Annotated in this window: 18 protein-coding genes; 9 read left to right on the plus strand and 9 right to left on the minus strand. The window is 61.4% G+C overall.

Annotated features, from left to right (window positions below):
* Positions 1-63: 63 nt before the first annotated feature.
* Complete coding sequence (locus O0881_RS28185; RefSeq protein WP_289913969.1) at positions 64-699, plus strand: Hpt domain-containing protein; 636 nt, start codon at positions 64-66, stop codon at positions 697-699.
* Between the two features lie 9 nt (positions 700-708).
* Here the strand turns inward: O0881_RS28185 and O0881_RS28190 are convergent, their stop codons facing one another.
* Positions 709-909 carry a hypothetical protein gene (locus O0881_RS28190; protein WP_077408887.1) on the minus strand — a complete coding sequence of 67 codons (201 nt, stop codon included), beginning with the start codon at positions 907-909 and terminating at the stop codon, positions 709-711.
* A gap of 179 nt (positions 910-1,088) precedes the next feature.
* On the opposite strand from O0881_RS28190, the gene O0881_RS28195 reads away from it, so the two are divergent.
* Entirely contained in the window at positions 1,089-2,786 is a 1,698-nt protein-coding gene (locus O0881_RS28195) for a M1 family metallopeptidase (protein WP_289913972.1), read from the plus strand.
* Between the two features lie 23 nt (positions 2,787-2,809).
* On the opposite strand, the gene O0881_RS28200 is transcribed toward O0881_RS28195, so the two are convergent.
* The 6 genes from O0881_RS28200 to rpmH all read right to left on the minus strand — a co-directional run bounded on the left by O0881_RS28200 (position 2,810) and on the right by rpmH (position 7,276).
* The gene (locus tag O0881_RS28200) at positions 2,810-3,109 is read right to left on the minus strand and encodes a hypothetical protein (RefSeq protein WP_289913973.1); all 300 of its coding nucleotides are present in this window, start codon (positions 3,107-3,109) and stop codon (positions 2,810-2,812) included.
* Between the two features lie 9 nt (positions 3,110-3,118).
* Positions 3,119-4,498 carry a tRNA uridine-5-carboxymethylaminomethyl(34) synthesis GTPase MnmE gene (gene mnmE / locus O0881_RS28205; protein WP_289913975.1) on the minus strand — a complete coding sequence of 460 codons (1,380 nt, stop codon included), beginning with the start codon at positions 4,496-4,498 and terminating at the stop codon, positions 3,119-3,121.
* Between the two features lie 183 nt (positions 4,499-4,681).
* The gene (gene yidC / locus O0881_RS28210) at positions 4,682-6,412 is read right to left on the minus strand and encodes a membrane protein insertase YidC (protein WP_077408891.1); all 1,731 of its coding nucleotides are present in this window, start codon (positions 6,410-6,412) and stop codon (positions 4,682-4,684) included.
* An 11-nt stretch (positions 6,413-6,423) separates the two neighbouring features.
* Positions 6,424-6,684, minus strand: a complete 261-nt coding sequence (yidD, locus tag O0881_RS28215; protein ID WP_010401993.1) for a membrane protein insertion efficiency factor YidD — start codon at positions 6,682-6,684, stop codon at positions 6,424-6,426.
* Positions 6,681-7,118 carry a ribonuclease P protein component gene (rnpA, locus tag O0881_RS28220; RefSeq protein WP_099380766.1) on the minus strand — a complete coding sequence of 146 codons (438 nt, stop codon included), beginning with the start codon at positions 7,116-7,118 and terminating at the stop codon, positions 6,681-6,683. The genes yidD and rnpA overlap by 4 nt, the downstream gene beginning before the upstream one ends.
* A gap of 23 nt (positions 7,119-7,141) precedes the next feature.
* Entirely contained in the window at positions 7,142-7,276 is a 135-nt protein-coding gene (gene rpmH, locus O0881_RS28225) for a 50S ribosomal protein L34 (protein ID WP_010401996.1), read from the minus strand.
* Positions 7,277-7,789: 513 nt separating this feature from the next.
* Between rpmH and dnaA the strand changes: the two genes are divergently transcribed.
* The 5 genes from dnaA (at position 7,790) to O0881_RS28250 (ending at position 15,342) form a co-directional block, all read left to right on the plus strand.
* The gene (gene dnaA, locus O0881_RS28230) at positions 7,790-9,184 is read left to right on the plus strand and encodes a chromosomal replication initiator protein DnaA (protein WP_034781304.1); all 1,395 of its coding nucleotides are present in this window, start codon (positions 7,790-7,792) and stop codon (positions 9,182-9,184) included.
* 141 nt (positions 9,185-9,325) lie between these two features.
* On the plus strand, positions 9,326-10,432 hold the full coding sequence (gene dnaN, locus O0881_RS28235) for a DNA polymerase III subunit beta (RefSeq protein WP_034754341.1): 1,107 nt from the start codon (positions 9,326-9,328) through the stop codon (positions 10,430-10,432).
* 81 nt (positions 10,433-10,513) lie between these two features.
* Complete coding sequence (gene gyrB / locus O0881_RS28240; protein WP_289913976.1) at positions 10,514-13,012, plus strand: DNA topoisomerase (ATP-hydrolyzing) subunit B; 2,499 nt, start codon at positions 10,514-10,516, stop codon at positions 13,010-13,012.
* Between the two features lie 144 nt (positions 13,013-13,156).
* A complete protein-coding gene (locus tag O0881_RS28245) occupies positions 13,157-14,077 on the plus strand; it encodes a GNAT family N-acetyltransferase (RefSeq protein ID WP_289913978.1) in 921 nt (306 codons plus the stop codon).
* Positions 14,078-14,280: 203 nt separating this feature from the next.
* The gene (locus O0881_RS28250) at positions 14,281-15,342 is read left to right on the plus strand and encodes a GGDEF domain-containing protein (RefSeq protein ID WP_099666155.1); all 1,062 of its coding nucleotides are present in this window, start codon (positions 14,281-14,283) and stop codon (positions 15,340-15,342) included.
* On the opposite strand, the gene O0881_RS28255 is transcribed toward O0881_RS28250, so the two are convergent.
* The gene (locus tag O0881_RS28255; protein WP_289913981.1) at positions 15,321-15,689 is read right to left on the minus strand and encodes a hypothetical protein; all 369 of its coding nucleotides are present in this window, start codon (positions 15,687-15,689) and stop codon (positions 15,321-15,323) included. The genes O0881_RS28250 and O0881_RS28255 overlap by 22 nt on opposite strands.
* 124 nt (positions 15,690-15,813) lie before the next feature.
* Here O0881_RS28255 and O0881_RS28260 point away from each other — a divergent pair, with 124 nt between their 5' ends.
* Together O0881_RS28260 and O0881_RS28265 are read left to right on the plus strand one after the other, a co-directional pair.
* Complete coding sequence (locus O0881_RS28260; RefSeq protein WP_289913983.1) at positions 15,814-16,824, plus strand: hypothetical protein; 1,011 nt, start codon at positions 15,814-15,816, stop codon at positions 16,822-16,824.
* Positions 16,825-16,995: 171 nt separating this feature from the next.
* Positions 16,996-18,147 carry an AI-2E family transporter gene (locus O0881_RS28265; RefSeq protein ID WP_289913986.1) on the plus strand — a complete coding sequence of 384 codons (1,152 nt, stop codon included), beginning with the start codon at positions 16,996-16,998 and terminating at the stop codon, positions 18,145-18,147.
* Between the two features lie 13 nt (positions 18,148-18,160).
* On the opposite strand, the gene O0881_RS28270 is transcribed toward O0881_RS28265, so the two are convergent.
* The gene (locus O0881_RS28270; RefSeq protein WP_289913988.1) at positions 18,161-19,894 is read right to left on the minus strand and encodes a methyl-accepting chemotaxis protein; all 1,734 of its coding nucleotides are present in this window, start codon (positions 19,892-19,894) and stop codon (positions 18,161-18,163) included.
* Positions 19,895-20,046: the final 152 nt, after the last annotated feature.

Raw genomic sequence — 20,046 nt, forward strand, 5'->3', positions numbered from 1 at the left:
TGTAAAATGATAGATATTGCGTGAATGCAATTGACAAGTTTTGGGGCCCTCTGCACACCAGGCATGATGAAACCACACGCCACTTGCGATGATGATGCCGCCCTCGCGGAATCCGACATGGTCCGTATTCTCGATGTCGAGAACGGACTGGGCCGCATCATGGGCGACCGCATCCTGTACCTGAAAATCCTGCGCCGCTTCCTGCATGACCACGGCACCACGCCGTGCCAGATCCGCGCTGAATTCGACACGGGCAACTATGCCTCCGCGCGCCTGAAGGCGCATACCTTGAAGGGCGCCGCCGGCATGATCGGTGCGCACCACGTGCACGGCCTGGCGGAAACGCTGGAATCGGCACTGCGCGCGCAAGCGCCCGACCTGGCCCGGCAGATGCTGCAGCTGGAACTGGCGCAAGATCAATTGCTGGGCGCGGTCAGCAGCATGCTGGGCACGCCGGAGGCCACCCATACGGCGGCGCAGGACGTGGCGCCCGATCCGGCCGCGCCCGCCATCCAGCTGCTGCTGGCGCGCCTGGCCAGCCACCTGCGCGAAGGCGACGGCGCAGCCATCGACATCCTGGAAAACTCGGCCAGCCTGCTGGCGGCCAGCCTGGGCGTGCACGTCTACCAGGAAGTGGCGGCTGCCGCACATGAGTTCGACTACGACGGCGCGCTGGCGGCGCTGCTGCGGCGCCGCTAATTACCGAACTCAAGGGTGGTATTGCGCCTCTTCCGCGTAAGCCATGCCACAGCTCTTGCCGCAAAAGCGGCGCACGGCGTCGAGCGGCTTGTCGCAGTACCAGCACGCGCCTTTCGGCGGCAAGGTGGCGATCAATTCCGGCATGGCGGGCAATCGTCGCGCCACGACCTCATCCCCGCATTCCACGACATCCGGCTGTTTGCTGTCCATGGCGCTTCCTTTCCTAGCGGCACTTCAAGGCCGCTCAGCAAGATTACGTCAGCGCAGTTTGAAGCCCATGACATTTCTCAACGGCGGCCACGCTTGCCCCATCGGCGCCGTGAAATTTCCAAACGACAACATTGTCACTTCACACTACAATCAGTGTTCCGTCCACTTGCGCGCCTGCCATGAAACACATCCCCCTGCTGCTCTCCTGCTTGCTGCTCAGCGCCTGCGCCACGCAGGCGCCCACCGCCTACACGCTCAATTCGGGCGCCGAACGCACGCCGGAACAATTGGCGGTGGTGTTCGAACACGCCGACCTGACCTTGCGCATCGACCCGGCCAACCGCAGCATCGCCGGCGACGCGCGCCTGACCTTCCTGGCGACGCAGCCGATCTCGCGCTTCGCGCTGGACCTGGACCGCAACCTGCCCGTCGATACCATCGAAATCGACGGCAAGGCGCTGCGGCCGCAAGACTACGCCAACCCGGACGGGCGCCTAAGCATGACCTTGCCGGCCACCCTCGCGGCCGGCGCGCGCACCACCATCCGCGTCGTCTACCACGGCGTGCCGCACGTCGCCGTGAAAGCGCCGTGGGATGGCGGCATGGTGTGGTCGAGCACGGCCGATGGCGCGCCGTGGATCGCCAGCGCCGTGCAAGGCGAAGGCTGCGACCTGTTCTGGCCCTGCATCGACCACCCGATGGGCAAGGCCCAGCTGATCGACCAGCACATCCAGGTGCCGGCGCCGCTGGTGGCGGCCGGCAACGGCGTCGCGCTCGGCATGGATGAGGCCGACGGCTGGCGCACCTGGCACTGGCGCGCCAAACATCCGAGCACGTATGGCATCGCCCTCAACGTGGCGCCCTACCGCAGCTTGCAGGGCGAGTACGCCAGCCGCTACGGCAACCGCATCCCCCTGCAATTCTGGTATCTGCCGGAAAGCGAAGCCAAGGCGGGCGCCCTGTTCGCGGAATTGCCGCCCATGCTAGATTTTTTTGAAAGCGTCATCGGCCCCTACCCGTTTGGCGATGAAAAGGTCGGCATCGCCGAAACACCGCACAAGGGCATGGAGCACCAGACCATCAATGCCTATGGCAACAAATTCGCCAAGACCAGCTATGGCTACGACGAACTGCTGCAGCATGAATTTGCGCACGAATGGTTCGGCAACCAGCTCACCAACAGCAACTGGGACGACATGTGGCTGCACGAAGGTTTCGGCACGTACATGCAACCGCTGTACATGCAATATCTGCGGGGGGAGCAGGAATATTTTGCTGCGTTACAGCAAATGCGCGCCGGCATCGCCAACAAGGCACCCATGGTGTCGGGCAAGCCGAAAAGCGAGGAAGAAGTCTACGACGAGAAAAAAGGAGGGCCCGGCGGCGACATCTATGCCAAAGGCGCGCTGGTGCTGCACACCTTGCGCGGCCTGATCGGCGACGACGCCTTCTTCCGCGCCGTGCGCCTGCTCGTCTACGGCACGGAACAGCCGCAGCCGGGCCAGTTCCAGCCCCGCTATGGCAGCACGCAGGAATTCATGGCCATCGTCAACAAAGTCACGGGCAGCAATTACGACTGGTTCTTCCAGACCTATCTGTACCAGGCCGCGCTGCCGGAGCTGTCCGCCGTGCGGGACGGCGACACCCTGCGCCTGCTGTGGAAGACGCCTGCCGACCTCGCCTTCCTGATGCCGGTGGAAGTGCGTATCGGCAAGGAAATCCATACCGTTTCCATGGCGCTGGGCTTTGGCGAACTGCCCCTGCCGGCTGGCGCCACGTACACGCTCGACCCGCGCTCGCGCGTGCTGCGGCGGGCCGAGCATATCGAAACCTTCCAGACATTCAGGGAAGAGCAGGCCAAGCGCAAGAAGAGCTGAGCCGCCGCAAGCCAGGGCAGCCGTTATTTCCGGAAACTGCGCACCGCGTCATTGGCATTGTCGGCAATGACTTTTTCCAGCTTCGGCTGCCCCGCATACTTGGCGGACAGCCGTTTCCACTGCCGCTGCGCCTGGCCGCAAAAAGCGGCCACGGCTTGCGTGATTTCGCGCTGGCGCGCCTTGTCATTGTCATCCCACTCGCCGGCAAAGTGTTCGCACATTTGCGCATGATCAATGAACTGCGCCACGTCGCGCGGCAGCTTTTCCTCTGCCTGAGCCAGCAAGGGCAGACAGCACAGTACGGCGGCGATCAACATTTTCATCGTGTGCCCTTACTTGCCGATGCAGAAACGGCTGAAAATCACGCCCAGCAGATCGTCAGGCGAAAACTCGCCCGTGATGCTCGACAGCTGCACCTGCGCCAGGCGCAGTTCTTCCGCAAACAGGTCCAGCGACTGGTCGTCCTGCGCCGCGTGCTCGGCGGCGATGTCCAGATGCTTGCCGGCCGATTTGAGCGCGATCAAATGGCGTTCGCGCGCCAGGTACAGCGATTCTCCCGTCTGCTGCCAGCCGGCGATGCGCAACAGCTCGGCACGCAGCAAGTCGATGCCGATGTGCTCGTGCGCGGACAGATACACGTGGGTGGCGTCGGGCAGGCTGTCGACGCTGGGCTTGTGGCCCGACAGATCGATCTTGTTCCACACGCGCACCACCGGCACGCCCTCGGGGAAGGCGGCGACGATGGTTTCATCGGCCAAGGTCGGGCCATGATCTGCGTCAAGCAAGTGCAGGATCACGTCGGCCTTGCCGATCTCGCCCCACGTGCGTTCGATGCCGATGCGCTCGACGGCGTCGATGGTATCGCCCGCGCTGCGGATGCCTGCCGTGTCGATGATGTTGAGCGGAATGCCTTCGATCTGGATGGTTTCGCTGACCTTGTCGCGCGTGGTGCCGGCGATCGGCGTGACGATCGCCACGTCGGCGCCCGCCAGCGCGTTCAGCAGCGATGATTTGCCCACGTTCGGCTGGCCCGCCAGCACGACATTGAGACCTTCGCGCAGCAGCGCTCCCTGCGCCGCCTGCGCAAACACTTTATGCAAGGCTGCGATGACGGCCTTCAACTGGCCGCGCGCATTCGATTTTTCCAGGAAGTCGATTTCCTCTTCCGGGAAGTCCAGGGTCGCCTCGACCAGCATGCGCAGTCCCGTCACCTGTTCGACCAGCGCGTGGATGGTGTTCGAGAACGCGCCCGACAGCGATTGCGAAGCGGACTTGGCGGCCGCTTCCGTGGAGGCGTCGATCAGGTCGGCCACGGCTTCGGCTTGCGCCAGATCAAGCTTGTCATTCAAAAACGCGCGGCGCGTAAATTCGCCCGGTTCGGCCAGGCGCAAGCCGCTGTCCTTACCCGCTTCCAGCACGCGTGCCAGCAGCAGCTGCAGCACCACGGGGCCGCCGTGGCCCTGCAATTCCAGCACGTCTTCGCCCGTGTACGAATGCGGACCCTTGAAATGGATGGCGATGCCCTGGTCGATGATGGCGCCGTCGCTTTCCGTGAACGGCAAATAGGTGGCGTGGCGCGGTTTCAGCGGCTGCGCGCCGAACAGGGCCGTCATTAACGGAGCGAGGTTTTTGCCGGAGGCGCGTACCACGCCGATGCCGCCGCGCCCGGGAGCGGTGGCGATGGCGGCGATAGGGGAAGAGTCGAGTTTCATGGGGATATTGTAGATTATTCGGGGAAGGCTGCAGGAACCGCACTATTTTCAGCGACAAACCGGGTGCACATGAAGGGGGGCAGTGGAAAACCGCCAAAACCCACTTTTTTTGACATCGTACCCACTGGGTAGGATGTCAAAAAAAAGCCCGCGCGAGGCGGGCTTTCTGTTCGCTGGCCGGACTTACTTGACGGCAGGCGCGTATTTCTTGGTGATCACCCATTGCTGGCCGATCGACAGGACGTTGTTGACGACCCAGTAGAGTACCAAGCCCGACGGGAAGAAGAAGAACATCACCGAGAATGCCAGTGGCATGAACAGCATCATCTTCGCTTGCATCGGATCGGCCGGGGCCGGGTTCAGCTTGGTCGTGATGAACATCGAGATCGCGTACAGCACGGGCAGGATGCACCATGGGTCATGCTGGGCCAGGTCGGTGATCCAGCCGATCCATGGCGCGCCGCGGATTTCCACGGACGCGTTCAAGACCCAGTACAGGGCGATAAAGACGGGCATCTGGATCAGGATCGGCAGGCAGCCGCCCAGCGGATTGATCTTTTCCGTCTTGTACAGCTCCATCGTGGCCTGGTTCATCTTTTGCGGATCGCCCTTGAAGCGTTCGCGGATCGCTTGCATCTTCGGCGTGACCAGTTTCATCTTGGCCATGCTGCGGTAGCCGGCGGCCGACAGCGGGAAGAACAGCAGCTTGATCAGGATCGTGAAGGCGATGATGGTCCAGCCCCAGTTGCCCAGCACGCTGTGGATCTGTTCCATGACCCAGAACATCGGCTTGGCGATGATGGTCAGCCAGCCATAATCCTTGACCAGTTCCAGGCCAGGCGAGACGTTTTCCAGCAGGTGCGCGATTTGCGGACCCGAGTACAGCTTGCTGTCCATGCTGGCCGAAGCGCCTGGCGCCAGGGTAGGCAGGGGCAGCACGTTGCCGATGGCGTACAGGTTGGGGCCGACCTTCTTCGTGAAGATGTCGCGCTTGGCGTTCTCAGGCGGAACGAAAGCGGACACGAAGAAGTGTTGCGAAATCGCAAACCAGCCGCCATTCGCCGTCGCCGGGTGCAGGCCCTTCATGGCGTTGTCGTTGCCCTTCTTCTCGTCTTCCAAGGCCGCTTTTTCGATTTTCTCGAACGTCAGCTTCTGGTACTTGTCTTGCGGCGTGTACAGGGTCGGGCCCGTGAAGCTGCTGTTGAAGAAGGAGTCGCCGACCGGCTTGTTGCCGTCATGCGTCAGTTGCAGATACAACTGCGGCGTGACAGGGGCCGCGCCCACGTTGGACACGTCATGGCGCACGTCGATGACGTAATCGCCGCGCTTGAAGGTAAACGTCTTGGTCAGCTTGACGCCGCCTTCGACCGCTTCCATTACCAGTTGAATTTGCTTGCCATCGGCCAGGGTACGCACGCCAGGCTGCACGGTGAAACCGCTCGCATGGGTAGGGAAGGGACCGCCGACCAGGCCCGATTGCGCCAGGTAGGTGTGGTTCGCGCCTTCGTCGAACAGCACTTCGTTTTGCTTGCCGTCATCCGGCTGGCATACCTTGAACAGGCCGAAGCAGCCGCCAAACCAGCCCGGATTACCCGCGCCCTTGAATTTCAGCAATTCCAGACGCTTGACCTGGCCGCCCAGGGTGTCGATATCGACCTTGATGACGTCGGTGGTGATGGTAATCACTTCGCGCTTGAACGCGGCGGGATCGACAGCGTCACCCGGCAGGGCAGGCACGCCTGCCGCGGCTGGCAAGGCAGCCGTCTTGGCAGGGGTCGCAGGCGCCTTGGCGGTTTGTTCCGTGTTCGCGGAGAACATCGACGGCTTGCCGTTCGAGATCATCCATTCGTTCCAGAGAATTACCAGCGAGACGGAAAACACGATCCACAGGATGGTACGTTTATTGATATCCATTAGGGTATTTGTCAGGAGTGGTTGCAACCGCAAGCGGTCGTTGAAGATTGTTTGCAATCGGCCGGCGGCACCGGGTCGACGCCCCCTTCATTCCAGGGGTGGCAACGGCACAGGCGCTTGGCAGCCAGCAGGCTGCCCTTGGCAGTACCGTGCACGCGCAGCGCTTCCATCGCGTAATGCGAACAGCTCGGATAGAAACGGCAATTCTGTCCCAGCATGGGGCTGATCAGCAACTGATAAGCGCGCAGCAGGAACAGCAGCAGGGTTTTCATGGCGCGGATGGTGGTGGCGCAGCAACAGAACGGGCCTGGGCGGCGATTTGCGCCGCGAACAGGCGGCTCAATTCCTCGCGCAGCTCGGCTTTGAGCTGCGTCGTGGTGGCCGGACCATCCTTGCTGTTGACGGCGCGCGACAAACGCACCACGCAGTCGACCGGCGGCATCGCGCTGTTGCGAAACAGCTCGCGCGTGACGCGCTTGATCGTGTTGCGGGTCGCCGCGCGCGGCGCGAAACGCTTGGCCACAACGACGCCCAGCCGCGCATGCGGCAATTGATTGTGTCGGGTGTACAGCACAAAATGCGCTGTTTTTTGCGAAGGGCGCAAACGAAAAACGGATGAAAATTCATCCGTTTTAACGATACGCCGAACGCGCGCGAAGTCGTGTGAACCTTCGCGTTGATTGCCGACTGGAGTACAGCTAGCCACGCGATCAGCTGTCAACGACAAGCCTAGACGGCCAGACGTTTGCGGCCCTTTGCGCGACGTGCGTTGAGCACATCACGGCCACCACGGGTAGCCATACGAGCGCGGAAGCCGTGCGTACGCTTGCGGCGAACGACGGAAGGTTGGTAAGTACGTTTCATGTTGGTCTCGCTAAAAACAAAAAAAATGCAAAATCGGGTCTGACGTCCCGTCAGTTTTTGGTGCCAATGACAATCGCGCACTTATGCCAAGGCACAAGCTGGCCAATCTCATCGCCCGCTTAATCCACGCTTAGTCCATATTGTCGTTCCAAATGAATAAACACGGAATACGGGCGGGGAACCCTGAATTATTCAGCATATGCCCCCCTCTTGTCAAGGATTGCCGTGATCGCCCGGAAATTTGCGCGCCGGCCCCCATCTGCCGGCAAGGCCCCGCCACAGGCCGCGCCAGCACTGCCTGTGACGGGATAACCGGGGGATAAGTCGCCTCTTATGCACACGGCGCCCCACCCCGCCACACAAAAATAACAGCCGTGCCTGTGGATAACTTTCGCAGTCGGGAGTAGAATAGCGCGTTACGTGTGGCGAGCCCTCGCGCGACGCCGGCCTTGCAACACGGTGAACGCAGGGCAGAATCGATACGCCCTCCCACACCTTTTCACATAGACATACATGGATAATTTCTGGCAGGCCTGTTCCGCGCAGTTGGAACTGGAGCTGACACCGCAACAATTCAGTGCGTGGATCAAACCGCTTATCCCTCTCGATTACGAAGAGGGCAAGCTGCGCATTGCTGCGCCCAATCGCTTCAAGCTCGATTGGGTCAAGACCCAGTTCGCCAGCCGCATCACTGCCCTGGCCATTCAGTACTTCGAAGCGCCGACGGAAGTGCAGTTCGTGCTCGACCCGCGCCTGGCCTTGCCGAAGAAACCCGTCACCGCCAGCACCCCGGCCAGCGATCCGAATGGCGGCGCGCCCAGCGCGCGCGCCGCGGAACCGCAGCCGAGCGTGCCGGAACTGAGCATCGGCGCCGCGCCGCGCCGCGAGCAGAGCCGCATCAACACCGACCTGACCTTCGACAGCTTCGTGACGGGTAAGGCCAACCAGCTGGCGCGCGCCGCCGCCATCCAGGTGGCGAACAATCCGGGCGTGTCGTACAACCCGCTGTTCTTCTACGGCGGCGTCGGCCTGGGTAAGACCCACTTGATCCACGCCATCGGCAACCAGGTGATGGCCGACAATCCGGGCGCGAAGATCCGCTACATCCACGCAGAACAGTACGTTCGCGACGTAGTGACCGCTTACCAGCGCAAGGGTTTCGACGACTTCAAGCATTACTATCACTCGCTCGACATGCTGCTGATCGATGATATCCAGTTCTTTGGCGGCAAGAGCCGCACGCAGGAAGAGTTCTTCTATGCATTCGAGGCATTAATTGCCGCAAAGAAACAGATCATCATCACCTCGGATACGTATCCGAAGGAAATCACGGGCATGGACGACCGTCTGATCTCGCGCTTCGACTCGGGCCTGACGGTGGCCATCGAACCGCCGGAACTGGAAATGCGCGTGGCGATTCTGTTGAAAAAAGCCAAACAGGAAGGCGTGACCTTCTCCGACGACGTGGCGTTCTTTGTCGCCAAGCACTTGCGTTCGAACGTACGCGAGCTGGAAGGCGCGCTGCGCAAGATCCTCGCGTATTCGCGTTTCCATGGCAAAGATATCACCATCGATATCGTCAAGGAAGCGCTGAAGGACTTGCTGTCGGTGCAGAATCGCCAGATTTCCGTGGAAAACATCCAGAAAACGGTGGCCGACTTCTTCAATATCAAGGTTGCCGACATGTATTCGAAGCGCCGCCCCGCGAATATCGCGCGGCCGCGCCAGATCGCCATGTACCTGGCCAAGGAATTGACACAGAAGAGCCTGCCGGAAATCGGCGAGCTGTTCGGCGGCCGCGACCACACCACGGTGCTGCATGCCGTGCGCAAGATCGCGCTGGATCGCACCAAGAACCCGGAATGCAACCATGAATTGCATGTGCTGGAACAAACATTGAAGGGTTAAGCGCCGCTTGGGCAAGACTGGCTCAAAACGTGCTTTACCCTTATTATCTGGGAGAGCGCCGCAGCTGGTCTGCCGGGGTTCCCCATGCAATGATTGTTAAATTACTACGTTAAACTTCATACCTATACATTGAGGATAAATATGCAATTGGTCAAAACCACCCGAGATACCCTTCTCCGGCCACTGCAGATCGTGAGCGGTATTGTCGAGCGTCGGCACACTATGCCGATTCTGGCCAATATCCTCATCCGCAAAGACGGTGAAAATGTCTCCTTCCTGTCGACCGACACCGAAGTGCAGATCACCACGCACGCGGAAATCGGTTCCGGCGCGGACGTCACCGGCACCACCGTGGCCGCGCGCAAGCTGCTGGACATCCTGCGCGCCCTGCCCGAATCGGGCGACGTCACGATGACCCTGCTGAACAAGCGCCTGACCGTGCAAACGGGCAAGTCGCGCTTCGCCCTGCAAACCTTGGCGGCGGAAGAGTTTCCAACCGTGCAACAAGCGGAAAGCTACAACGCGTCCGTCACCCTGCCCCAGAAAACCTTGAAGCACCTGTTCAACATGGTGCATTTCTCGATGGCGCAGCAAGACATCCGCTACTACCTGAATGGCTTGCTGCTGGTTCTGGATGGCAACAATGTCATCGCTGTGGCCACCGACGGTCACCGCCTGGCGTTTTGCCAGGTCGCTACCGAGCAGACGTTTGCGCGCCAGGAAGTGATTATTCCGCGCAAAACCATCATCGAACTGCAGCGCCTGCTGGAAGAGAACGATGAGCCGGTGCAGCTGGACATCGCCGCCAACCAGGTGAAACTGACCTTTGCCGACATCGAGCTGATCTCGAAGCTGGTGGAAGGCAAGTTCCCCGACTACACGCGCGTGATTCCTAAAGGCTACAAAAACGACTTCACCATCGGCCGCGATGAACTGCTGCGCTCGCTGCAACGTGCCGCCATCATGACCAGCGACAAATTCAAGGGCGTGCGCTGCATCATCACCCCGGGCAGCATGAAGATCAGCTCGACCAATGCGGATCAGGAAGAAGCCGTCGAAGAGCTGGAAATCGACTACGGCGGCGATTCCGTCGACATCGGCTTCAACGTGACGTATCTGCTGGACGTGCTGAACAACCTGAAATGCGAATACGTCAACATCGCGCTGGGCGACTCGAACTCGTCCGCCCTGATCTCCATCCCTGACAACGCGGACTTCAAGTACGTTGTCATGCCGATGCGCATTTAAGCGTAACCCAATGCAAAACTGGGGTCTGATCCGACAGGGTCAGGCCCCGCAATCAGCAATCGTTATTTGAGAAAGCAGTCCATGTCCGAGAATCCACAAGACACCCCGATCCAGGCCAAAACGGAAGAATACGGCGCCGCCTCCATCCAGATCCTGGAAGGCCTGGAAGCCGTACGCAAACGCCCGGGCATGTACATTGGCGACACCTCGGACGGCACCGGCTTGCACCATCTGGTATTCGAAGTGCTGGACAACTCGATCGATGAATCGCTGGCCGGCCACTGCACGGAAATCCACGTCACCATCCACAGCGACAATTCGATCTCGATCACCGACAATGGCCGCGGCGTGCCAACCGGCCTGAAAATGGACGACAAGCACGATCCGAAGCGTTCGGCGGCGGAAATCGTCATGACCGAACTGCACGCGGGCGGCAAGTTCGACCAGAACTCGTACAAAGTATCGGGCGGTTTGCATGGCGTGGGTGTGTCCTGCGTCAATGGTCTGTCGAAATTGCTGAAACTGACCATCCGCCGCGACGGTAAAGTGCATCACATGGAATTCGTGCGCGGCGTGCCGCAAGACCGCCAGATCGTCATGGTCGGCGACATCGCCACCTCGCCGATCAAGGTCATCGGCGAAACGGACAAGCGCGGCACCGACGTGCATTTCTGGGCCGACGAAGAAATCTTCACGCACGTGGAATTCCACTACGAAATCCTGGCCAAGCGCATCCGTGAACTGTCCTTCCTGAACAATGGCGTCAACATCAAGTTGTCGGACCAGCGCACGGGCAAGGAAGAAGTCTTCGCCTTCGAAGGCGGCACGCGCGGCTTCGTCGAATACATCAACAAGGCCAAATCGGTCTTGCACCCGACCATTTTCCAGGCCACGGGCGAGCGCATGTCCGACCAGAACACGAATATCTCGGTCGACGTGTCGATGCAGTGGAACGATGCCTACAATGAACAGGTGCTGTGCTTCACGAATAACATCCCGCAACGCGACGGCGGCACCCACCTGACGGGCTTGCGCGCGGCGATGACGCGCGTGATCAACAAATACATCGATGAACACGAGTTCGCTAAGAAGGCGAAAGTGGAAATCAACGGCGACGACATGCGCGAAGGCTTGACCTGCGTCTTGTCCGTGAAAGTGCCGGAACCGAAATTCTCGTCGCAGACGAAGGACAAGCTGGTGTCGTCGGAAGTGCGCGGCCCCGTCGAAGAGATCGTCGCCAAGACGCTGGCTGATTACCTGCAAGAAAAACCGAACGACGCCAAGATCATTTGCGGCAAGATCGTCGAAGCGGCGCGCGCCCGTGAAGCGGCCCGCAAGGCCCGCGACTTGACGCGCCGCAAAGGCATCATGGATGGCCTGGGCCTGTCGGCCAAGCTGGCCGACTGCCAGGAAAAAGACCCCGCCCTGTGCGAACTGTACATCGTCGAGGGTGACTCGGCAGGTGGCTCGGCAAAACAAGGGCGCGACCGCAAGTTCCAGGCGATTCTGCCGCTGCGCGGTAAAGTCTTGAACGTGGAAAAAGCCCGTTTCGAAAAAATGCTGTCGTCGGAGCAGATCACCACCCTGATCGCCACGCTCGGCACCTCGATCGGACCGGACGAATTCAACGTCGAGAAACTGCGCTACCACCGCATCATCATCATGACCGATGCGGACGTCGACGGCGCCCACATCCGTACCCTGCTGCTGACCCTGTTCTACCGCCAGATGCCGCAACTGGTCGAGCGCGGCCACATCTACATCGCGCAACCGCCGCTGTACAAGGTGAAGGCGGGCCGCGACGAGCGCTATCTGAAAGATGACGCCGAGGAAGCGAGCTACATGATGACCGTGGCGCTGAACACGGCCATGCTGGTGCCGCGCGAAGGCGCGGAAGGCATTTCCGGCGAAACGCTGACGGAACTGGTGCGCAAGTTCAACCTGTCGAACACCATCATGACGCGTTTGACGCGCGTCATCGACCGCGCCGCCCTGACGGCCATCATGACGGGCGTGCAGCTGGACCTGTCGACCCTGGACCTGGCGGAAACCTCCGCCTTGGCCCTGCAGACGGCCATCAACGACAGCGCCGTGCGCGTGCATGTGCGTTCCGACGACTTGTCGGAAAAACACAAGCTGCACATCGAGCGCATGTACCACGGTAACGTCAAAGTGACGGCCATCGACGCCGACTTCGTGCAAGGCCCGGACTACGCCGTGCTGAGCAGCGGCGCCGCCACCTTCGAAGGTTTGATCGGCGAAGGCGCGTTTGTGCGCCGCGGCGAAGGCGAGCGCATCAAGGAAATCGCCGTGGTCGACTTCCACCAGGCCATGCAATGGCTGCGCGACGAAGCCGAACGCACGGTCTCGAAACAGCGCTACAAAGGTCTGGGCGAAATGAACCCGGATCAACTGTGGGAAACGACGATGGACCCGACCGTGCGCCGCTTGTTAAAAGTGCAGATCGAAGACGCCATTGCGGCGGATCAAATCTTCACGACCCTGATGGGCGACGACGTGGAGCCACGCCGCGCCTTCATCGAAAACAACGCGCTGCGCGCGGGCAATATCGACGTGTAAGCCAGCTTCCCTGGTTTGCGTGACTGCCAAGGCGGCCCTCTTCAGGGCCGCTTTTTTTATGCCTGCCAGAATCCTGCCGCCCTATTGACATACTTGCTTTAAGCAAGCAATAATCTGCTATAAGCAAGTAAATGGAGGTGTCACATGCAGGCGGATCAACTCGGCGAACGCACGGAGATCGTGCGTCGTTTCAACCGTTTCTATACGCGCCAGATTGGCGTGCTGCATGAGCACTTGCTGGATAGCGCATTTTCTCTGACGGAAGTGCGCATCCTGTATGAATTGGCGCACCGGGAGCAGCTGACCAGCGCGGACCTGTGCCGCGAACTGGGCTTGAACGCTGGCTATCTGAGCCGGGTCATTGCCGGGTTCGAAAAGCAGGGGCTGATCGCCAAGACGCGCTCGCCCACGGATGCACGCGCGGCGCAATTGCAGCTGACCGGGCAGGGACAGCGCACCCTCGCGCCCCTGGTCGACGCCTCGCGGCGCGAAGTGGCCGCCATGCTGGAACGTCTGCCGTCGACGGCGCAGCAGGAGCTGGTCGCTGCCATGGAGCAAATCCAGGGTTTGCTGGGGGAACCATCGCCCAGCTATCTCCTGCGTAATCCGCAGCCGGGCGACATGGGCTGGATCATCCACCGGCAAGCCGTGCTGTATGCGCAGGAATATGGCTGGAACAATGAATACGAGGCGCTCGTTGCCGACATCCTCGCCAAGTTCGTGCGGGAATTCGACCCGGCCCGCGAGCGCTGCTGGATCGCCGAGAAGGACGGCAAGGTGATCGGTTCGGTCTTCATCGTGCGCCAGGACGACACGACGGCCAAGCTGCGCCTGCTGTATGTCGATCCCTGCGCGCGCGGCCTGGGCATCGGCAGCCGCCTGGTCGACGAGTGCCTGCGCTTCAGCCGCCAGGTCGGCTATACGAAAATGGTATTGTGGACCAACAGCATCCTCACCGATGCGCGCCGCATCTACGACAAGGCCGGCTTCCAGCTGGTCGAGGAAGAGGCGCATCACAGCTTTGGCAAGGACTTGATCGGCCAGGTGCTGGCGCGCGACCTGTGACGACCCGCGCGCTGCCGCCGCCATATGCCACTGTGGCGGCGGCAGGACAGTGTCAGCCGTTTTCCTCGCCACTCTCCCCACTGCCCCCAAGAAACCAGTACACTAGTTCCTGAGCGCAACTAATTTTGTGCGCGCGCCATGCCGCCTGCCGTTGCCGGGAGGCGTCCCTGCCGCAAGGCGTGTTGTCTGCCTGGACAAATGCAATGTTCACTTCGCGCAGCCTGTCTCCTGCCTTCTATTACCTGTTCTTTTCAGGAGAACGGGAGCAGCAACAGCGCTTTTTCAAGGAACTGCATTTCATTTCGATAGCCATCCTGACGTTTGGCCTGGCTTGCTGGCTGGTCACGTTCAGCCTGACCTTGCCGCGCGCTTCGCTCGATCATGCGCAGGCGGCGCTGGGCTTGACGGGCATGCTGGTCGGGCTGCTGCTGACCGTGTATGCGAAGTCCTTGCAAGCCATCATCGCCAGCGGCACCATCAGCGTGCTGTTCATCGCTTTCAGCTTTCGCGTGCTGATGCTGGGCACGGAAGATCCCGCTTTCTGGGTCTTGCCGCTGGGCGTGATGATCACCCTCACGACGGCGCCCATCTTCAGCGGCATCGCGTATTACCTGGGCGTATCGCTGTGCGTGTGGGCCATCCTGGGACTGGGGCAGTTTCCCGTGCATGCGGGCCAGGCCGACCAGCATTGGCCCGTGCTGGCCGTCACCATCAGCGTGATCATCGGCCTGGCGCTGAATATCTATTTTCTCGTCTTGCGCATCAACAACTACCGCGCCCAGCGCGAGCTGGCGACGATGGCCTACAAGGATGGCTTGACCGGGCTCAACAACCGACGCATGTTTACGCAAAGCGCCCGCACCTTGCAGCGCACGGCGCATACGCCCGCGTATTTCCTGATGATCGACATCGACGACTTCAAGCAAATCAACGACGTGTACGGGCATGACGTGGGCGACGAGGTGCTGAAAAAGATCGCCGAGGTGATCGGTGAACTGTCGGGCGAGCACCTGTGCGGCCGCCTGGGCGGCGAGGAATTTGCCGTCATTTATCTGGGTGAAAAGAACGCCGCCTGCGCCTTTGCCGCGCAGCTGGTCGACAGCGTCGAGGCGGCTTTCGTGCCGGAACGCAAGGTGTCCGTCAGCATCGGCATGGCCGAACTGATCAAGGAAGCCGACTTGTCGCACAGCTACCGGCGCGCCGATGAATCCTTGTACCAGGCCAAGAAAAGCGGCAAGAACCGCTACGTGCTCAACGCCGCCTGAACGCCACCGTCCGGCGCCGCATCGAGCAGCGCCAGCAAGGTTTGCGGCGCAATCTTCCAGGGATCGCGCTGCTCGGGGTCCACTGCATACCAGCTGTCCTGGGCGCCGATCTTGAGGATGGTCAAGGCAATGTCCTTGCTCTCGAAGAAGGCCAGCATGCGGCGGATCAAACGGCTCACCTTGGCGTGTTCGTCCGTATACAAGGAGCCGGTATAGAAACAGCCCTTCTCGCCCATGCGCAACATCCTGGCCGTGCCGAGGCGCGAGCGGCCCAGGTACTTGTGCAGGAACTCGGTCACTGCCGCATCGTCGACGGGAATACTGCAGGAAATAGTGATCTGGGCCATGACAACGGGGGACAGTGATTCAATAGCCAAGCTTAGCAGAAAGAGATTCATTCCTGAAATGCTAAGATCGCGGCCCGCGCATGCCGGCAAGCCCTCCGGCATGGCGTCTCGACAAGGATAGTCATTGAATACCCCAGGAAAAATCACTGTTCGCATGCTGTCGCTGTGCGCCGCCCTATGCCTGCCGCTTTCCAGCATGGCGCAAGCCATTCCTGCCGAGGATGCGGCCTTCGTGGCCGCCACCGTGCCCGTGCCGTCGCCGCCGCTGCGCCTGAGCGCGCATCCTGAAATCCGCGCCGATGTCTTGAAACTGCTCGGCTACGCGCGCGGCAGCTATACGCAGGGCAACACCCTGATCGCGCGTCAGGTGCTCGACAGCATGCAGTCGCTCGACGACATCACGCGCACCATGTTGCCCGACGGACGCTCCGTGCTGGCCTCCATCGATGCCAGCACGCACGGTGCATGGCGCGCCGCCATGCTGTTCGATCCGCAACGCAAGCTGCTGGCCCTGGGCCTCGTCAACGGCCATTGCCGGGCCGCCATCGGCGACGCCGCTCCAGCCTGCCTGCCGTCCACGCACGCCGTGCTGACGGTGTTCCTGCCGCCGGGCGCAGAGGACGAGATGGCCGCGCCGCTGCTCGTGTGGGCGCGGCAACTGCCGGCCATGCTGGCACAGGCCGCGCCGGAACGGCGGCAAAGCATTGCTGCGGTGGAATACATCACCACCCGCCCCGGCCAGCCCGGCTGGGAAGCGCGCGACGTGCCGCCCGGCTTTCCCGCCAGCTTGCGGCACCTGCTGCTGCCGAATGCGGAATTGAGCAGCAGTTCCAGCGGCGGCAAGCTCATCGCACCGGCGGGCCTGGCCGCTTTGCCCATGCGCACACAAACGGAAGCAACCGAGGCTGGCGACGAGCCCCTGCCCGACGCCAGCATCACCCTGCGCAGCTATGCCGATTTCCACTGGGTGCTCAACACCTACGCCACGCTGGCCAAGGGCGCGCAAGTAAAAGGCCATGACGACAAGGTCGTGTTCACGGGCAGCGATGCGAGCGGCCGCTATACGGTGACCTTGCGCGAGCCCGACAAGGACGATGGCGTCTTCATCACCGTCGCCAGTTGGCGGGAAAAATAGGCCTGAGGGGAGTCCAGACAGGGGAAAGCATTGCCATTACGCACAAGAGCATGGCATTTTGGCATTTTGCGGTATGATTTCCGGCCGTGCGGCGCGGCCCGATCCCTGCCTTGCCCACCCTGCCCTTCAAGCCAGTCACGCTTGCGTCGCATCCTGCCCTAAGGAATTCATATGTTCGGTTTTAACTTGCGCGTTGCCAAGATGGTGTGGACGGCTTTCCTCATCGCCTTCCTGCTCTTTCTTACCTACAAGGTCTCGTCGACCCTGATCGTCGTGGTCTTTGCCATTTTCTTCAGCTACCTCGTGTATCCGCTGATCGGCCTGCTGGAGCGCCATGGCCCAAAGCGCTTGCCGCGCACGGCTGCCATCGGCATCGTCTTCCTCGTGGTGATCTTGCTGGTGGCGATACTGGGCTCCATCTTCGGCGCCCGCATCGAGGAAGAAGCCAGCAAACTCAGCGCGCAATTGCCGACCCTGCTCAAGGGCAATAATTTCGCCGAGCGGATTCCTTTGCCGGAATTCATGGAACCGTTGCGCGCGCGCCTGCTGTCGTTCATGCAGACGCAGCTGAGCAGCGGTACGGGACAAGCCATGCCGCTGGCGAAGGAACTGGGCTTGACCGTCATGCATGCGGCCAGCAACCTGATCTATCTGGTGCTGGTGCCCGTGCTGAGCTTTTTGCTGATCAAGGAAGGCCCGGACATGCGCTACGGCTTGCTGTCCCTGCTGAACCGTCCCAACAAGAAGCTGTGGGGCGCCATCATCGACGACCTCGACATCCTGCTGTCGCGCTATGTGCGCGCCCTGCTGCTGTTGTCGATCGCCACGTTTGTATCCTACAGCATCGCCTTTTCCCTGATGGGCGTGCCGTACAGCCTGCTGCTGGCCGGCGCGGCCGCCTTGCTGGAATTCATCCCGTTTGCCGGCCCGCTGGCGGCCGCCGTCATCGCCGTGGTCGTGGCCGGTTTCAGCGGTTTCGAGCACGTGTTCTGGCTGATCGGCTTTATCGCCGCCTACCGCTTGTTCCAGGATTACGTGGTCAACCCGTACTTGATGAGCGAAGGCGTGGAAGTGAGCCCGCTGATGGTGATCGTCGGCTTGCTGGCCGGCGACCAGCTGGGGGGCGTGGTGGGCATCTTCCTGTCCGTGCCCGTGATGGCGGCCATCAAGATCGTCTTCGTGCGCGCCCGGGCGGCGCTGCAAGCGCGCCATGATGCACTGGAGAAAGCGGAACAGGCGGCAGAGGAAGCGCGTGCCCAAGCCTTGGCCGAGGCGGCGCGCTTGCAGGAACAGGGCAGCAAAGTTGCCCTGGAAGCGCAGTAACGCAAGCAGTAACTTAGAACTCTTCCCACTCGCCGCTGTTGTCTGCGGCAGGCTTGGCCGGACGCGGTTTGGCGGCAGCGGCCGGTGCGGCAGCGGCACCGGCCGGCGCCAGGCGCAGCGCCGGGCGTTTCAAGGCCGTGCTGGCGGCGGCCACGACAGGCTTGCGCAAGGCAGGCTTGGCCGCTGCCGGACCGCTATGGTTGGCGTCGAGCTTGAAAATGCTGACCATTTCGGCCAGCGCCGCCGCCTGCTCCTGCATCGATTCCGAGGCCGCCGCCGCTTCTTCCACCAGCGCCGCATTCTGTTGCGTCACGGTATCCATTTCCGCCACGGCTTGATTGATCTGGCCAATGCCCAGTTCCTGCTCGCGGCCGGCGGCGCTGATTTCGCCCATGATGTCCGTCACACGGCGGATGCTGGAGACGATTTCATCCATCGTCGTGCCCGTCTGGCTGACGAGCGCGCTGCCGGCGCCCACGTTCTGCACCGACGCTTCGATGAGCACTTTAATATCCTTGGCGGCGCTGGCCGAGCGGTGCGCCAGGTTGCGCACTTCCGTGGCGACGACGGCAAAGCCACGGCCTTGCTCGCCGGCACGGGCCGCTTCCACGGCCGCGTTCAAGGCCAGGATATTCGTCTGGAAGGCGATGCCATCGATCACGCCGATGATGTCGGCGATCTTTTTCGACGATTCGCTGATGGTGCCCATGGTATCGACCACTTGCGCCACCAGTGCGCCACCCTTGACGGCCACGTCCGATGCGGAGACGGCCAGCTGGTTCGCCTGGCGCGCATTGTCGGAATTCTGCTTGACGGTCGAGGTCAACTCTTCCAGCGAGGATGCCGTTTCTTCCAGGCTCGACGCTTGCTGCTCCGTGCGGCTCGACAGATCCAGGTTGCCCGAGGCGATTTCATTGCTGGCCGTGGCGATGGCGCCGCTGCCGTCGCGCACGCCGCGCACGGTGCTCGACAGGCGTTCCTGCATTTTCTGCAAGCCCGTCAGCAAGGCGCCCATCTCGTCATGGCGCGTGATGACGATGTCGTTGGCCAGGTTACCGTCGGAAATGGCGCCGAAATGGCGCAGGGCCTGGTCCAGCGGGCCGAAGATGGCGCGCAGCAGCAGGATGCTGGAAATGATGGTCAGCAAGGCGCCGATGATCATGCCGCCGATGGCCATGGTCACCTGCGTGTGGTAGCTGGACTGGCTTTCCGCATACATCGCGGCGGCCGACGTGGCCTGGTATTGCGTCAATGTTTCGGCAGCCTGGTCCAGGGTACGATACAGCGGCGTCAGCCCCTTCATCATCATGCCGTCGGCTTGCTCGATGTTACCCTCACGCAAAGCCTTGCTCATGGCCAGCACGCCATTGTTCATGTAGTCGCTGCGCTTCTTGTCCATGTCGTCGGACAGGCGCTTTTCATCCGCGCTTTGCGGCAAGCCCAGGTACACCTTCCAGGCCTTGTTGGACGCTTCCAGGAATTGTTCGGCGCGGGCCAGGGTCTCCTTGGCATCCGGCGCATCCGGGTGCACCATCACGCGGTCCATCGTGAAACGGGCGCGGCCCAGGGCAATTTGCGATTCGCCGATCGCTTGCGTCGATGCCAGCTGATTGCTGTAGACCTCGTTGAGGCTGTTGTTGGCCGATTTCAGGCTGATGATACTCATGACGCCCAGTACAGCGATCAGCAAGCCCAGCACACTCATGGTGGCGATCAGGCGCATTTTTATTGTTATGTTCGACAACATGCAGTTTCCTTGGTAAGGGCGCAACCATGCCTGCGTATGCCGGACGAGATAGCGGCAAACGCCAGATGGGCGGGTCACGTGAATTGTTCAGGACAGGTCGATACGGCGTGTGCGGCAGCAGGGGGAAGGCGGCCCGCGCATATCGTCAGGAG

It is taken from the genome of Janthinobacterium sp. SUN100, assembly GCF_030397705.1.
GTDB lineage: Bacteria > Pseudomonadota > Gammaproteobacteria > Burkholderiales > Burkholderiaceae_D > Janthinobacterium > Janthinobacterium kumbetense.